Origin of the sequence: Inhella gelatinilytica (assembly GCF_016093295.1) — a bacterium.
Classification (GTDB): domain Bacteria; phylum Pseudomonadota; class Gammaproteobacteria; order Burkholderiales; family Burkholderiaceae_C; genus Inhella; species Inhella gelatinilytica.
Map to the genome: position 1 here is coordinate 151,927 of NZ_JAEDAL010000002.1, position 13,893 is coordinate 165,819.

At 67.3% G+C, this 13,893-nt stretch carries 14 protein-coding genes; 4 read left to right on the plus strand and 10 right to left on the minus strand.

The window, feature by feature from the left end; all coding sequences use genetic code 11:
* Positions 1-20: 20 nt before the first annotated feature.
* The 4 genes from I7X43_RS05585 to I7X43_RS05600 form a co-directional block, all read right to left on the minus strand.
* Positions 21-677, minus strand: coding sequence for a DUF4386 family protein (locus I7X43_RS05585; protein WP_198099941.1), 657 nt, complete (start codon positions 675-677; stop codon positions 21-23).
* Positions 678-687: 10 nt separating this feature from the next.
* Positions 688-1,233: an NADPH-dependent FMN reductase gene (locus I7X43_RS05590; RefSeq protein WP_198099942.1), complete on the minus strand. Its 546-nt coding sequence runs from the start codon at positions 1,231-1,233 to the stop codon at positions 688-690.
* 35 nt (positions 1,234-1,268) lie between these two features.
* Entirely contained in the window at positions 1,269-1,976 is a 708-nt protein-coding gene (locus tag I7X43_RS05595; protein ID WP_198099943.1) for a pirin family protein, read from the minus strand.
* Between the two features lie 95 nt (positions 1,977-2,071).
* Positions 2,072-3,037 (minus strand): class I SAM-dependent methyltransferase, encoded by a 966-nt coding sequence (locus tag I7X43_RS05600; RefSeq protein WP_198099944.1) that lies wholly within the window; start codon positions 3,035-3,037, stop codon positions 2,072-2,074.
* Between the two features lie 112 nt (positions 3,038-3,149).
* Here I7X43_RS05600 and I7X43_RS05605 point away from each other — a divergent pair, with 112 nt between their 5' ends.
* Both I7X43_RS05605 and I7X43_RS16505 read left to right on the plus strand, forming a co-directional pair.
* The gene (locus tag I7X43_RS05605; RefSeq protein WP_198099945.1) at positions 3,150-3,608 is read left to right on the plus strand and encodes a hypothetical protein; all 459 of its coding nucleotides are present in this window, start codon (positions 3,150-3,152) and stop codon (positions 3,606-3,608) included.
* Positions 3,533-4,285: a phytanoyl-CoA dioxygenase family protein gene (locus tag I7X43_RS16505; protein ID WP_259373374.1), complete on the plus strand. Its 753-nt coding sequence runs from the start codon at positions 3,533-3,535 to the stop codon at positions 4,283-4,285. The genes I7X43_RS05605 and I7X43_RS16505 overlap by 76 nt, the downstream gene beginning before the upstream one ends.
* A gap of 28 nt (positions 4,286-4,313) precedes the next feature.
* Here I7X43_RS16505 and I7X43_RS05615 read toward each other — a convergent pair whose 3' ends face one another.
* The gene (locus I7X43_RS05615; protein ID WP_198099947.1) at positions 4,314-5,429 is read right to left on the minus strand and encodes a DSD1 family PLP-dependent enzyme; all 1,116 of its coding nucleotides are present in this window, start codon (positions 5,427-5,429) and stop codon (positions 4,314-4,316) included.
* 60 nt (positions 5,430-5,489) lie between these two features.
* Here I7X43_RS05615 and I7X43_RS05620 point away from each other — a divergent pair, with 60 nt between their 5' ends.
* Both I7X43_RS05620 and I7X43_RS05625 read left to right on the plus strand, forming a co-directional pair.
* Positions 5,490-6,296, plus strand: a complete 807-nt coding sequence (locus tag I7X43_RS05620; protein WP_198099948.1) for an SGNH/GDSL hydrolase family protein — start codon at positions 5,490-5,492, stop codon at positions 6,294-6,296.
* Positions 6,293-7,189, plus strand: coding sequence for a DMT family transporter (locus I7X43_RS05625; protein WP_198099949.1), 897 nt, complete (start codon positions 6,293-6,295; stop codon positions 7,187-7,189). Before I7X43_RS05620 ends, I7X43_RS05625 begins: the two co-directional genes overlap by 4 nt.
* 52 nt (positions 7,190-7,241) lie before the next feature.
* On the opposite strand, the gene I7X43_RS05630 is transcribed toward I7X43_RS05625, so the two are convergent.
* The 5 genes from I7X43_RS05630 to I7X43_RS05650 all read right to left on the minus strand — a co-directional run bounded on the left by I7X43_RS05630 (position 7,242) and on the right by I7X43_RS05650 (position 13,820).
* A complete protein-coding gene (locus I7X43_RS05630; RefSeq protein ID WP_198099950.1) occupies positions 7,242-8,591 on the minus strand; it encodes an ATP-binding protein in 1,350 nt (449 codons plus the stop codon).
* 5 nt (positions 8,592-8,596) lie between these two features.
* On the minus strand, positions 8,597-9,133 hold the full coding sequence (locus tag I7X43_RS05635; RefSeq protein ID WP_198099951.1) for a heme NO-binding domain-containing protein: 537 nt from the start codon (positions 9,131-9,133) through the stop codon (positions 8,597-8,599).
* Between the two features lie 140 nt (positions 9,134-9,273).
* Positions 9,274-10,428: an NAD(P)/FAD-dependent oxidoreductase gene (locus I7X43_RS05640; protein WP_198099952.1), complete on the minus strand. Its 1,155-nt coding sequence runs from the start codon at positions 10,426-10,428 to the stop codon at positions 9,274-9,276.
* Between the two features lie 5 nt (positions 10,429-10,433).
* Entirely contained in the window at positions 10,434-10,853 is a 420-nt protein-coding gene (locus tag I7X43_RS05645) for an acyl-CoA thioesterase (protein WP_198099953.1), read from the minus strand.
* A gap of 27 nt (positions 10,854-10,880) precedes the next feature.
* Positions 10,881-13,820 carry an HD domain-containing phosphohydrolase gene (locus I7X43_RS05650; protein ID WP_198099954.1) on the minus strand — a complete coding sequence of 980 codons (2,940 nt, stop codon included), beginning with the start codon at positions 13,818-13,820 and terminating at the stop codon, positions 10,881-10,883.
* Positions 13,821-13,893: the final 73 nt, after the last annotated feature.

Genomic DNA, 13,893 nt, shown 5'->3' on the forward strand with positions numbered 1-13,893 from the left:
AGGCCGCCGGCGGCGGTGGGTCAGCGCGGGCGCGTCTGGGTGTCAGGTGCACGAAGCAGGACGCAGCCCAGCCAGATGAACCACACGATCTGGGTCAAGCCAAAGGTCTCTTTGATCGCCTCGGCAGGAATCGTCGTGGCCATTCCCGCGGCGCCGACCCCGAGCCCGAAATAGGCCAGTGCCTTGGGCAGCCCGCCCCGCAGGGCCGCAAGACTCAACAAGAGCACCCACAGTCCTCCAGCCATCTCGTTACCGCCTCCCAGGCCTTCGACCACGTGATTCAGCGTGGAAAACAAGGTGAGTGCCCGTTCGGGGTCGCCGCTGAGCCGATCGACCGTGGTCATCAAGCCGACGTTGGCGATCATTCCGGCCGCCATCACGAGCGTCACCCAGATCACGCCGAACATCGAGGCGGCGCGCATCAGCTGTGGCGCTTCGGGAGACAAACGGTCATGAACGGCCAGCACCAAAGCGGCCAGCGCGATCCCGAACACGATGAACCCCATGACATTCACGCCATAAAGCACCGCCAGGTGGTCGGTCAGGTAGTTCAGTTTCTCTACGGCTGTGCCCGTGGCGGGATAGTTCCAGTAAGCGCCATAAAAGCCGAACATCGAGACGTAAATGGCCGCCTCCAGGAAGGCGGCGACTGCGCCCAAGCGGTGCAAAGTTTTCATCCGCGTTGCCTTACTGGGGTTGGAACTGCGTGACCCAGGCGAGGTAGGCGTCCACGAACTTCTGCACATGGGCCGCGCTGGCCTCCCCCAGCGCGCCGTTGTCGTCGAACATGCCCTCGCGCATTTGCAGGAACATCTCCGGCTGGCCCAGCGTGGGCATGTTCAAGAAGGCCAGCACGTTGCGCAGGTGTTGCTGCGCCATGGCTGTTCCGGCCGCACCGGGGGACATACCCAGCACGGCCGCGGGCTTGTTGCGCCACACGCCTTTGCCAGCGGGGCGGGAGCCGTGGTCCAGCGCGTTCTTGAGCACGCCGGGAATGGAGCGGTTGAACTCTGGCGTGACAAATAAAACGCCATCAGCGCTGGCCACCAATTCGCGCAGGGCCGTCACGCTGGGCACCGGGTTGTTCTCCTCGTCTTGGTTGAACAGCGGCAGGCTGCCGATGTCGGCGTAGGCAAACGTCACGCCGCTGGGCAGCAGCTTTTCCAGTGCGAGGGCGAGGCGGCGGTTGATGGAGTCTTTGCGCAAGCTCCCAACGAAGACGGCGATTTTCATGGTCAGGTTCCTCCAGGGGTTCAAATGCGGGGCGGTCAGAGATCGATCATGTCGAACAGCAGCACCTCGGCGGACTTGCCGGCGTCAAAGCTCAATTGCGACTCGGCTTGCACGCGCAGGCCATCGCCCGCGCGCAGGGGCAGGCCATTGACGCTTAGCGCGCCCTTGGCCACGTGCACGTAGTAGAGCCGTTGCGGGTCCAGCGCCAGGGTTTGGCCCTCGTCGTTACCGTCAAAGAGGCCGGAGTAGAGCTTGACGTCCTGCTGAAGCCGTACCGAGCCATCCGCGCCGCTGGGGCTGGCCACCAGGCGGAAGCGGCCGCGCCGCTCGGCCCAATCGAAGGCCCTTTGCTCGTAGCCCGGTGCACCGCCGGGGGTGGCGGGCAGGATCCAGATCTGCAAGAAGTGGGTCTCTTCGGACGCGTTGTGGTTGTACTCGGAGTGCAGCACGCCGGTGCCGGCGCTCATGCGCTGCACCTCGCCGGGATGGATCGAGCTGGTGTTGCCCATGGAGTCCTTGTGCGCCAGCGCACCGGAGAGCACGTAGCTCACGATCTCCATGTTTTTGTGACCGTGCGTGCCAAAGCCCATGCCCGGCGCGATGCGGTCGTCGTTCAGTACCCGCAAGGGGCCAAACTGCATGTGGGCCGGGTCGTGGTAATCCGCAAACGAGAAGCTGTGCGCGGTTTTGAGCCAGCCGTGGTCGGCGTGGCCGCGGTCTTGGGCGAGGCGGGGGGTCAGCATGGCGAGATCCTGGTGTGGGGGGCGGCGCTCAATCGGGCCGCCGGCATCCAGATTCTTGCCGGCTCAGCCATGCCTTCAATTGGCGATGTCGTCATTCATGGGCCCCCATGGGTTGCCGCTGTCGGTTCGCCCGTGGCGCGTACGGCCATCACCTTGAGCGCCCGCTCCACATCGGCGTCGGCAAATGCCGCTGGGTTGGGCAGGCGCTGAACCACCTCAAAGTCAGGCGCTTCGGCGGCGAGCAACTCGGTCAGGAAGGTCGACCCGAGCTTGGGGGTGTTCAGGCACAGCAGGGCGTGCCCGCCGGGGGCCACGAGGTCGGGCAGCTTGCGCAGCAGGCGGGCGTAGTCCTTGGTGGCGACAAAGCTGCCTTTCTGGAAGCTGGGTGGGTCCAAGATCACCAGTCCGTAGGGGCCCAGGCGCTTGATCTTGCCCCAGGAGGTGAAGACGTCGTGCGCCAGGAACTGCGCGCGGCCCTGCACGCCGTTGAGCACGTGGTTGCGGCGGCCCAGTTGCAGCGGGCCGGCGGCCATGTCCACGTTGATCACCTCGGCCGCGCCGCCCATCAAGGCCGCCACGGAGAACGCGCAGCTGTAGGCGAACAGGTTCAACACCTTCAGGCCTGGCGTGGCCTCGGCATGGGCGCGCACCCAGCGCCGCCCTTCGGCCATGTCCAAAAAGAGCCCGTGGTTTTGCCCACGCAGCAGGTGCACCTCGTAGCGCGCCCCAGCCTCGGTCACGACGTGGGGCTCGGGCAGCGCGCCCGCCATCAAGCGGGTCTCGCTCTGCTGGCCGCTTTCATCAATGCGGCGGCCTTGGTAGACCCAGGTGAGCGGCTCCCCCGGCGCGAGGCGCTGCCAGGTGGACTCCAGCGACGCTTGAAACACCGCCAAGTCACCATCGCTCAGCGGCTCAAACGCAGTGAGCAACCACGCGGGGCCGAACCAATCCAAGGCCAAGTGCTCGCACCCCGGATGCAAGCCCCCGCGCCCGTGAAAGACGCGCTGGGTGTTCTGGGGGCGGGTGGGGAGGTGGTCGAGGGTGGCTAGCAGCGCGCGCACGATCAGATTGAAGAGCGGTCTTCTGGACTGGGGTCAAGTTGGAGATTGTCAGAGGGACCTGCTACGCCGCGCCGTGGCCAGAGAATCACCGTGCACCTTCTCCTGTGACGCCATGCGGACCTATCCATACCTCGACGAACAAGGGAACCTCCGATCCTTCGAAATCAGCGCCTTGCTGGGCCGGCGCCTGGCACGACGCATTGCGGCGTCGTGTCCTGGTGTGGAAATCCTGCCGTGCTCGCTGCGGAAGGACCTGTTTTGCGAGTTCCGTATCGGCCCGGAGCGGTATGGAATCGAAGAGCCCTTTGGCGATAACAGCCGCTATTGCATAGCGCCGCTAGACCCAGACCAGCGGGCGTCATTGGCTCAGCTTGAAAGGCACTTCGGCGCCAGCCGGCTGGGCCACTTTTGGGCGTTTGCGATGAAGGTCCTGCTGGTGACCGTGCTGCTTGTCGTCGTTCTTCCGCCCATCGCGCGAGTGTTTGACCAAGATCGATGCTTGGATCGCGGCGGTCAGTGGATGGAGGCCGCAAGGGCCTGCCGTTTGGAAGGGGTGGGTGGCTCGGTGTGACAGATTTGTTCCGATCGCTCGACTGGGCCCCTGGTTTCGCCCTGGTGCGTTCTGTTTTTCGGCCCAGTGAGTGGCCTGAGGTGGAGTTGCTCGGTGTCCGAGGCCGGGAAGCTGCCGGCACACGCTGCTTGCTGGAGACTCCTTGGTGTCGGGACTTGGCGCTGCGGGTGCGCCAGCACGCGGCATTGGCGGCATTAATTCCGGCCACTCATGTCGCAGTGCAATGCACGTACTTTGAAAAGTCTTCAACCACGAACTGGCTGGTCTCACCCCATCAGGACTTGAACTTGCCCGTGGCCGAACGGGTCCACGCCCAGGGGTTACGAGGCTGGTCCATCAAGGAGGGGGCCCACTTCGTTCTCGGTCCACCCGAGGTGATGGGGCAGATGGTGGCGGTGCGACTTCACGTGGATCGCTGCCATGCAGCAGATGGGGCCTTACGGGTGTGGCCAGGCACTCACCTTGGTGGCGTGTTGGATGCCGACGCGATGGCGCCTGACCGGGCTGAAGTCCCGGAGGTGTTGGTGGAAGCCGATGAGGGGGATGCGCTGCTGATGTCGCCGCTCCTGCTCCACGCCTCCTCCAAATCGACCAGTGACGGGCGGCGCAGGGTGTTGCACTTTCTGTTCGGTCCCCCGGCCTTGCCGCAAGGGTTGCGGTGGGCTCGGGCCGTTTGAAGGCGGCGTTTGGGGCCACAGGGGCCCGCTACTGCACACACCCTCGCGCGTCTACGGTCCACACGGCTTCGACCTGACCCTGGGTGAGCCCGCCGCGCACGGCCACCAGGTGGTTGTGTAGATTCACCGTGGGGTCACAGTGGCCGGGGATGAGCCAGACGGTATCGCCCAACGCGGGCAGAGGGGCTTCGTCGGGGTGGAGGATCAGGTGCTCGTCGCCGCCATTGGCGGTGGGCCAGCGCTGGGGCCAGGTGATGGGGAGCCCGCAGTCGATGGCGTGGCTTTTGTGACCGGCGTCCAGCACGGCGTGGTGCTCACTGCGGCTAATGACCTGGGCTTTGAGGAAGAGCGCGTGCTCAAAGTGCGGCGCTTCGGCGTCGGGTTCGTTGTCGGCGTAATCCCGGTCCATGAAGATGTAGCTGCCGCATTGCAGTTCGCCCCAGAGGCCGCTGGCGGCCTCATGCACAAAGCTGCCGGTGCCGGCCCCGGTGACCAGGGGCACACGGAGGCCCGTAGCCTGAACGCTGGCCACGGCCTCGCGTGTGAGGGCGGCGGCGTGCGCCAGCGCCGTGCTGCGCGCGGCGGCGCTGCGTACATGCTGGGCCTTGCCTTGATAGGCCTGCAGGCCCGCGAAGCGGAGCCCGGCCGCCACCACCTGCAGGGCCAAGGCGCCCGCTTGCGCGGGGGGCACGCCGCAACGGCCTTGACCGATGTCGACTTCCACGAACACATCAAGCGCCGGTTGGGCACCGGCACGCCAAGCCGTGGCCAGCCGCTCCACACCCAGGGGCGAGTCGACGGCAAGGGCCAGTTGCACCCGGTGCGCCAGCGCCACCGCGCGGCCGAGCCTGGCTGGGTCGATGAGCTGGTTGCTGAGGTACAACCGGTCGATCCCCGCATCCGCCAGGGCTTCAGCCTCGCTGAGCTTCTGAACGCAAACCCCCACGGCGCCCGCGGCCAGCTGCAGCCGGGCGATGGCGGCGCACTTGTGCGTTTTGGCGTGGGGCCGCAGCCGCAGGCCGCGCGCTTGAGCGAAGGCGGCCAATGCCGCGATGTTGCGCTCCAGCGCATCCAGGTCCACGACCAGGGTCGGGGTGGGGAGGGCGGAGACGGGGGTGCCGGGCGGGGGGAGGGGGCTTGCCATCGCGGCATTTTGAGGGCGGCTGGAATCGACCTGTGACCGCGAGCCCCTAAGCTGCACGTCATGCCCGCTTCACCTTCCCCTGCGCTGCGCCACTGGGCGCTTCACGGCGTTTTGCTGGCGCTCAAGCTCCTGCTAGCTCCGGTGCTCCTAATTCAGGGCGCCCGAGTGCGCCGGCGTGCCCTCGAGTTGCCCGAAGCGCCAGGGCCGAGACTGGGCCAAGTGGGGGCGGACGATGGGCGGCAATCACCGCTGCGGTTGCTGATCGTGGGTGATTCCTCGGCGGCCGGTGTGGGGGCCTTGCATCAGGACCAAGCACTGGCCGTCACGGTCGCCCATCAGTTGCACCAGACGTTGCAGCGGCCGGTTCACTGGCAGTTGGTGGCGTCAACGGGTTGGACTTCCGCCTGCGCCGTGGCCGCCCTGCCGCAGCAGAACCTGCAACCGGCTGACGTGTGGGTGAGCGTGCTGGGTGTCAATGATGTGGTGCGTCAAGTGGGGCCCACGCGAACGCTGCGGAACTTGCTGACGCTGCAAGCGATGGTGCACGCCCAGTCGGGCGCAGTGCACTGGGTGCACTGCGCTGTGCCGCCCCTGCACCGATTTCCGCTGCTGCCGGCTCCGCTGCGTTGGGTGCTGGGCGCGCAGGCGCGATTACTCAATCAAACGCTGGTGGCGGTACTGGTTCGTCGAGAGGGCATCCAGGTTCTGGGCATGCCCCCGGGTTTGAGCGAGATGGGGGGGCTGATGGCGGAGGATGGTTTCCACCCGGGCCCGGCGGGCTATGCGCTGTGGGGTCAGCATGTGGCTCGTCAGGTGGCTGACGTCGTGCGAAGGGGCGGCGCGCCTGGTTTGAAGGCTCGACCTTGACTGCCGCGAAACCGTCCTCTGTCGGGGTCGGCCTGGCGCTGGCGGGGCTGGGCGCCGTTGGGTTTTCTGGGAAGGCCATCATCGCCAAGCTGGCCTACCGCCATGGCGTTGACGCGGTTACCGTGCTGATGTGGCGCATGGTGCTGGCGGCGCCGCTTTTCCTCGCGCTGGCGTGGTGGGCGGGGCGAGGGCAGGCGAAGCTCACGCGGGCGGATTGGCGCGATGTGCTGTTCCTGGGCTTTACGGGCTACTACCTCGCCAGTGCGTTGGACTTCGCTGGCTTGCAATACATCAGCGCCGGGCTGGAGCGCTTGATCCTCTACCTCAACCCGACGATGGTGCTGTTGTTCGGGGTATTCATGCAGGGGCAGCGTGTCCAGCCGCGGCAAGGGTGGGCCCTGGGCGTGAGTTACGCCGGTGTGGTGCTGGCCTTCGGCCAAGAGGTGAACCTGGGCGCTGGAGGGGACACGGCGCTGGGCAGTGCCTTGGTGCTGGGCAGTGCGCTGAGCTACGCGGTGTACCTGAGCCGCAGTGGCCAGGTGGTGGGGCGTTTGGGCACGCTGCGCCTGACCGGGCTCGCCACCTCGGTGGCCTGTGCCCTGTGTCTGTTGCAGTTCGTGCTGCTCAAGCCGTTGAACGCCGCCTGGGTGCCGGCACCTGTCCTGGGGCTGTCGCTCCTCAATGCCACCCTGTGTACCTTTGTGCCGGTGCTCGCAGTGATGGCGGCCGTGCAGCGCCTGGGCGCGCCGCTGGCCGCGCAAGTGGGCATGGTGGGGCCGTTCAGCACCTTGCTGTTGGCAAGCTGGCTGTTGGGCGAAGTCTTCACCCCCGGCATGCTGGCCGGCACCGTCATGGTGCTGGCTGGGGTGTGGGCGGTGAGCCGTCGCGCTTGAGGGACTGCCGGCCCAATGAGGGGATGGGTGAGGGCCAACCGCCCCAAGGCCCTTAGCGTTTGGGGTCGCGATCGTGCGGCCGCAGGGCGTTGAGTTGGATCCGCAGACCGTCCAGCGAAAACGGTTTGCTCATGAAGTCGTCCATGCCGGCGGCCAGACAGGCCTGGCGATCGGCCTCATAGGCGTTGGCGGTCAACGCGATGATGAACGGTTGGGATGCCAGCGACAGGGCCCGAATCGCTCGGGTGGCCTGCATGCCATCCATCACGGGCATTTGCATGTCCATCAGCACCACGTCGTAGGCCTGGCGCTCGACGGCGGCGAGGGCTTGTCGGCCGTCCTCTGCGAGATCCGCCTTGAGGTTCAGCTTGGCCAGCAAACGCTGCGCCAGCATGCGATTGACGGGGTGGTCATCCACCACCAGAACCCGCCAATTCACCCAATCTTGTGATGGGCCAGCGGCGGGCGGATGCGACGCTAGCGCCGACTGCGTCGTACCGTTGCCCAGTTGGATGTGAAACCAAAACCGGCTGCCCGAACCCGGCGCACTGTCGACGCCAATGGCGCCCCCCATGGCCTGACACAAACTGGCGCAAATGGCCAGTCCAAGGCCCGTGCCCCCAAACTCACGGGTCGTGGACGTGTCGACTTGCGAAAAGGCCTGAAAAAGGCGCGACTGGCGGTCCACCGGGATGCCGGGTCCGGTGTCCTGAACTTCCACGTGCAGCGTCCAGTGGTCTGCCGCCTCGCGTGCGGCCCCGACCCGCAAGGCGACGGTGCCCTGGGCAGTGAACTTGATGGCGTTGGAGAGCAGGTTGGCCAGTACTTGGCGCAAGCGGGTGCTGTCCCCCTGGACAGGGTCCGGCAAGGAGCCCAAGCCCTCCAGCTCCAGTTGCAGCCCCTTGGCCTGTGCGGTCGGAAGAAACAGGGCCCATGTCGCCTCCAGTTCGCGGCGCAAGGAAAACTCCCGGTGTTCCAGGTCCAGCTTGCCGGCTTCGATCTTGGAAAAATCCAAGATGTCGTTGATCAACACCAGCAGCGACTGTCCTGCCTGCTGCAGCGTTCGCAGGTGCTCCTGCTGCTCGTCGTCCAGGGGGCTGAGGGTTAGCAGTTCCGCCATCCCCAACACGGCATTCATGGGGGTGCGAATCTCGTGACTCATCACGGCCAGGAAGGCACTTTTGGCCCGGGTTGCCGCTTCGGCCAATTCCAGTGCTTGCCGCAATTCGGCGGTGCGAGTTTGCACCTGGGTTTCCAAGTTGCCCGCCAAGGCCGTGAGCGCGCGGTTGGCTTCGTAGAGTGCCAGACTGCGGTCCTCCAACAGCCGCTCGGCTTCCTTGCGGGCCAGGCGCTCGCGATCCAGTCGTCGCTGCCAGCGGGGGTCGGGACGATCCGGGTCCATCCGTCTCAGCTTCGTTCCAACACAAAACGCACACGATGGGCTGGCGCGACCGCCTCCCGGTGGACCTGGATTCCGCCCCCGAAGTGCGCCACGCAGCCCCGCATCAGCCCCTCTGCCAGGTCTTCGAAGTGACGGCTGGACTCGTAGTCCAAGACGAGGCGCTGGGGTTCGTGCAGAACAACGTGAAAACGCGGCAATTCGGCGTCGGGGTAGAGCTTGAGTACCTCGGCATGAATGACATCCTCAATGCCGGCCAGAAACACCAGGGCATCGGTCATGCCCACAAAAAAACGGGGATAGGCCTGGACAAAACGACTGAACAGGTGCTCGCCGAAGGCCCGCAATAGCGCGGGCACCGGGGTTTCGGTCCGTACCGCCAAGGCCTGGACCAGCGCGACGATTTCACCGTGAGGGTAGGTGCCCACCGCGGTGTAGGCGCCACCCGACGCGGGCTGAGCATCGTCCAGGATGTCGTCGACGCGATCCGCGCCGAATCGAGCCTCGACCATCTCCAAAAACTCGGTAAACACAACGCCCTTCATGACGCCCCTCCCGCCTCATCACCTCTGAGCTTAGGACGCGAGCTTCGGTGGCTCCAAGCGGGGCATACCCTGGTAATCCGGAGCCTCAACCCGGTCCGGTCAAACGCCCGGATTGCTCCGAGCCCGGGCACCAGGGGCGTTTAGATGACGTTGCGCTCCACCAGCCGTTCGCCCCGACGCAAGCGCGCGGGAGCCAGGGGGCTCAGATCCAGGGTTTGATAGGTGCCGGTGGCAATCCATTCGGCCACACCCCGCCCCACACCGGCGGCGTGTTGCAGTCCATGGCCTGAGAAGCCACAGGCCAGCAAGAGCCCGGGGCACTCGGGGAGGGGCCCCACCCAGCCGTTGTGATCAAAGGGGTTGATTTCGTAATAGCCCGCCCAGGCGCGGGCTGGGCGTAGCGTCTCGAAGCCCGGCACCCGGTGGGCCAGGGCCGGCCACAGCCGCTCCTCAAACAAGTGGGGCTCGGGGTCCAGCGGCAGGTCGTCGTCGTCGGCGCCAAGGGGCGGACCGCCACAGAGGAACACCTCGCCCTCGGGCCGGAACCAAAGCCCCGTTTGCGGGTCGGCGTCGATGACCAAGGGGCAGCCCGGCGCGCGCTCGGGGCTGGTGAAGGCGTAGACGCTGCGGCGTTTGGCGTGCACCGGCACGTCCAGCCCCGCGCTGGCTGCGAGTTGCCCCGACCAAGCGCCACAGGCCAGGACCACGGTGTCGGCTTGCAAGGGCCCTTGTGGGGTGTGGACCCGGGCCAGGCTGCCGTCGGCATGGCGCTCCAGGCTCAGGGCCTCGGTGGTCACGAATTGCACGCCGGCGGCTTGCGCCTGGCGCTTGAAGTGCATCAGGAGCCCCCAACCATCAAACCAACCTTCGCCCTCAGCGCCCCATTGGCCGAGTTGTAGGTCGTCGGTGCGCAGCCAGGGCCAGCGCGCCGTCAGGGCTGCACGGTCCAGCAACTGCACCGGGGCACCGGCGGCGCGCTGCACGGCGTGCAACTCGTGCAGGGTGTCCGCTTGTGCGGTCGTACCGGCGAGGTAGAGGTAGCCCCGGGGCTGAAAGGCGGCTGCAGGCCCGATACGGCGCAGCAGGTCCAGGCCCACTTGGGAAAGGGCGATGTTCAGCGGTGTGCTGAACTGCTGCCGGATCGAGGCCGCCGACAGCGCCGAGGAGGCCTGACGGTACTGTGGGTCGCGCTCCAGCACCGTGATGCGACCGCCCCAGTCCGGGCGAGCGGCCAGGGCGGCGGCGACCGCACAGCCCAGGGCGCCGCCGCCGAGGATCAGCACCTCGTGCGGCATGGGGCTCAGGCCTGCAATTGCAGCTGGCGTGGCTTGCCCTGGTTGTCAATGGCGACGAAGGTGAGCTCCGCGTCCGTCACCTTGACCACTTGCGGGTTCTCGGGGTTGCGCTCGGCAAACACCTCGACCTGGACCGTGATGGACGTGCGGCCGATGCGCAAGACCTTGGCGTAGAAGCTCAGCAGGTCGCCCACGGTCACGGGCTGCTTGAAGATGAACTCTTTGACGGCCACGGTGGTGACGCGGCCCCGGCTGATGCGCGTGGGCAGCACCGAGGCGGCCAAGTCGACCTGGGCCATGATCCAGCCGCCGAAGATGTCGCCATTGGCGTTGGCGTCGGCGGGCAGGGGGATGACGCGCAAGACCAGCTCGCGCTCGCTGGGCAGTTGGGCGGGGTGCATGAAGGGGCTGGCGGTTTCAGTCATGCCGCCATCCTAGAGCGGATGCACCGTTCAAGGGGCGGCGGGGCTTTGCGATGGTGCAAAGCATTCTTTCGGTCCGACTGGGTCGGATTCGGGCAGCAGGGCCAACAGGCCCGCCATGTCCACGGCATCGCGTTGTTCGGGCAGCAGGAACTCGGCGGCGAATTCGTCCCACAGCCGGCTGTGCAGGAAGTAGCGGAACAGCGCCGGGTCCAGGTGCCGGTCGCGGCACATCTGCACCATGATGCGCAGGGTCTCGTTCAAGGTCTTGGGGGTCTTGTAGGGGCGGTCGGCCGAGGTCAGGGCTTCGAAAACGTCGGCCAGCGCCATCACGCGATCCTCGACACCCAGCTGGTCGGCGCCGAGCCGCCGCGGATAGCCTTGCCCGTCCAGCTTTTCGTGGTGCGAGGCGGCGTACTCGGGCACGCGCGCCAGGTCCTCTGGCCAGGGTAGGCCCTTGAGCATGATGTAGGTCTGGACGATGTGGTCGTTGATGCGGAAGCGGTCTTCGTCCGTCAGCGTGCCGCGGCGCACGCTGAGGTTGTGCAGCTCGCCCTGGTGCTGCTGCTGCTCGGGCAGGCGCATGTCAAAGCCGTAGCGGTTGCGGGGGTCGTCCTTGGCCACGGGCGGGCGGGTCTCGCCCCAGGGCACGCGGTGTTCGGGCCGGTCGGCCAGCAGCGGTTCGGGCGCCGGCAGGGGCGGGGCCTCGGGGCGAGCGGCCTGCAGGCGGCTCGCCTCGGCCTCGGACAGGCCGAGCCGGTCGTCGAAATGGCGCAGCCAGGTTTGGGCGCCGATGCGGTGCAAGCGCTCGATGGCGGCATCCGCCAGAAACTCCCCGCCCACATTGCACTGGGCGACGAAGGCAAAGTCCTCGCGCAGCTGCCGCTGGCGCTCGTGCAACGCGGCGGTGTCGAGTTCGCCGCGCAGCGCAGCCATCTCCATGTCACGCCACAGGATTTCAAAGCGCGTGCGCACCTCGTGGATGCGGTTGTAGATCAGCTCCAGCTTGGTGGCTTTGTCCACGATGTGTTCGGGGCTGGTGACCTTGCCACAGTCGTGCAACCAGGCGCCGAGTCGGAAGGCGTAGCGCTGGGCTTCGCTGAGTTGGAAGCTGGCGAAGGGGCCCTCCTGCTCGGCGCACAGGCGCTCGACCAGGGTCGTGGCCAGGCGCGGCACGCGGTCGCAGTGCCCGCCGGTGTAGGGGCTCTTGGCGTCGATGGCGTCGGCCATCAGGCGGATCACGGCATCAAACAGCTGGCGCTGGGCCTTGATGAGCTGCCGGGTCTCGATGGCCACGGCCAGCATGCCGCTGAGCTGGCGTGCAAAGCTCACGAAAGCGGGGTCGCCATGCTCCTCGTCGGCCGGGAACTCCAACACGAGCAGGCCTTGCAGGCGCCCATCGCGGCCGTGCAGCTCCAGGTCCATTTGCTTGCGGCCTTCCCCCCGTGCAGTCTGCCGCGCGGGCCGGCCGCTGGGGTAGGCGAAGGCCTCGGGCAGCACCTGCTCGGGCGCGCCCGCGCTGGCGGCGTGCTGCATCTGCTGGGCGTCGCGATGCCAGAGAAAGACCTGGGCCGCACTGCAGTGGGTGGCTTGAACCAATTGGTCCAACACCTGCTGCAGCATGCGCTCCGTCTCCGGCTCGGTCGCCATCTGTTCGCTCAGGCGCAAGAAGGCGCCGATGGTGCCGCCCATGCGTTCGATGGCCTGGTTCAGCTCGTTGACCTCGCACACCGGGCTGCGCGTCAACGGGGCCGGCCGAAAGTCGAAGTGCGTCAGCCGCTGCGTGCGCTCGCTCAGTTGATCCAGGCGCCGCGCCAGCAGGGAGCCGGCCCACCAACCCACCGGCAGCAGCAGCAGGGCCAGGCCGGTGGCAATCCAGCGGGCCCGGTGCGCGCGGGCGCGGGCCGGTGCCACCAGATCTTCCAGCGGGGTCACAGCCAGCAACTCCACGCCGGGGCCGAGGCCAACTTCCAGCGCCAGCCGGATGCCCACCCAGGCCTCGCCGTCGGCGGCCGTGAAGGTATGCGCCTGCTCCGAGGTCAAGGCCTGCAGGGGGGCCAGGGCGGGGGCCCCCAAGTCGGCCACCGTGGCCAGACGGACCTTGTCGCCCACGCGGGTTTCGAGCCGTGCGGCCTCGGTGAAGGCCAACACCTGACCTTGGGCATTCATCAAGGCCATCTGCGTGCCGCGCGTGCTGCGCAGACCACCCAGCGTTCGGGAGAGGTCTTGCAGCTGCAGGTCGGCGCCGACGACGGCCCCGCCCTCGCGGCTGCGCTGGCTCAGCGTCAGGCCGGCGCTGCGGGTGGTGAAGAACAGGTAGGGTGCGCTCACGGCGAGCCCGGGTTGGGCCAGCGCCGGCGCCCACCAGTCGCGCGTGCGCGGGTCGTAGCGGTAGGTGGGGCGTTCCTGGCTGACGAGCAGCTGCCCGGTGCTGTCGAGATAGTGGTAGCGGCCCTGCATGGCGCCATCCCTGTCGCGGTCCTGGGTCTGGAGCAAATAGGCTGCGGCGGCCGGGGCTTCGAAGCGGGTGCGTTCGGCCGCCGTGCGCAGTGGGCGGGCCAGAAAGAACTCGCCGTCGGTATAGCCGACGTAGAGCGCTGCCAGCAGTGGGTTGGCGTCCAACTCGGCGGTCAGCACATGGGCCCGGGCCAGGCGGGCGCTCCAATGGGTGGCGCTGGCCAGCGGGTCAAAACCCACTTGGCGCACGACGGTGGCGCCCGGCTGCAGCAGGCCGCGCATGCGCTCCTCGATCAACTGGCTGGCCTGCTGGGCGCTGCGCTGGGCGTCTTGGGTGAAGCGGTCCCGACCCTGCCAGACGTTGATGCCCAGCTGGGCGGTGGCCATCACCACCATGCAGGCGACCACGAGCGAGGCGAGCAAGACCCGCAGCCCGAGGCCGCGCTTGAGCAACTGGGTCAGGGCTTGCGGCGGGCGGGCCCACCACCGGGGTGCAGAGGAGGAGGGGTGCATGGCCCAGTCTATGTGAGGGGGGCGGGAGCCCAGGGTCCTGCGCATGAACGAGGCGCGGAGAATGCAGCGCTGC

Excerpts from the sequence above, each read along its gene's own strand:
- I7X43_RS05585 (WP_198099941.1), bottom strand. The coding sequence starts at position 677 with ATGAAAACTTTGCACCGCTTGGGCGCAGTCGCCGCCTTCCTGGAGGCG.
- I7X43_RS05590 (WP_198099942.1), bottom strand. The coding sequence starts at position 1,233 with ATGAAAATCGCCGTCTTCGTTGGGAGCTTGCGCAAAGACTCCATCAAC.
- I7X43_RS05595 (WP_198099943.1), bottom strand. The coding sequence starts at position 1,976 with ATGCTGACCCCCCGCCTCGCCCAAGACCGCGGCCACGCCGACCACGGC.
- I7X43_RS05605 (WP_198099945.1), top strand. The coding sequence starts at position 3,150 with ATGCGGACCTATCCATACCTCGACGAACAAGGGAACCTCCGATCCTTC.
- I7X43_RS16505 (WP_259373374.1), top strand. The coding sequence starts at position 3,533 with ATGCTTGGATCGCGGCGGTCAGTGGATGGAGGCCGCAAGGGCCTGCCG.
- I7X43_RS05615 (WP_198099947.1), bottom strand. The coding sequence starts at position 5,429 with ATGGCAAGCCCCCTCCCCCCGCCCGGCACCCCCGTCTCCGCCCTCCCC.
- I7X43_RS05620 (WP_198099948.1), top strand. The coding sequence starts at position 5,490 with ATGCCCGCTTCACCTTCCCCTGCGCTGCGCCACTGGGCGCTTCACGGC.
- I7X43_RS05630 (WP_198099950.1), bottom strand. The coding sequence starts at position 8,591 with ATGGACCCGGATCGTCCCGACCCCCGCTGGCAGCGACGACTGGATCGC.
- I7X43_RS05635 (WP_198099951.1), bottom strand. The coding sequence starts at position 9,133 with ATGAAGGGCGTTGTGTTTACCGAGTTTTTGGAGATGGTCGAGGCTCGA.
- I7X43_RS05640 (WP_198099952.1), bottom strand. The coding sequence starts at position 10,428 with ATGCCGCACGAGGTGCTGATCCTCGGCGGCGGCGCCCTGGGCTGTGCG.
- I7X43_RS05645 (WP_198099953.1), bottom strand. The coding sequence starts at position 10,853 with ATGACTGAAACCGCCAGCCCCTTCATGCACCCCGCCCAACTGCCCAGC.
- I7X43_RS05650 (WP_198099954.1), bottom strand. The coding sequence starts at position 13,820 with ATGCACCCCTCCTCCTCTGCACCCCGGTGGTGGGCCCGCCCGCCGCAA.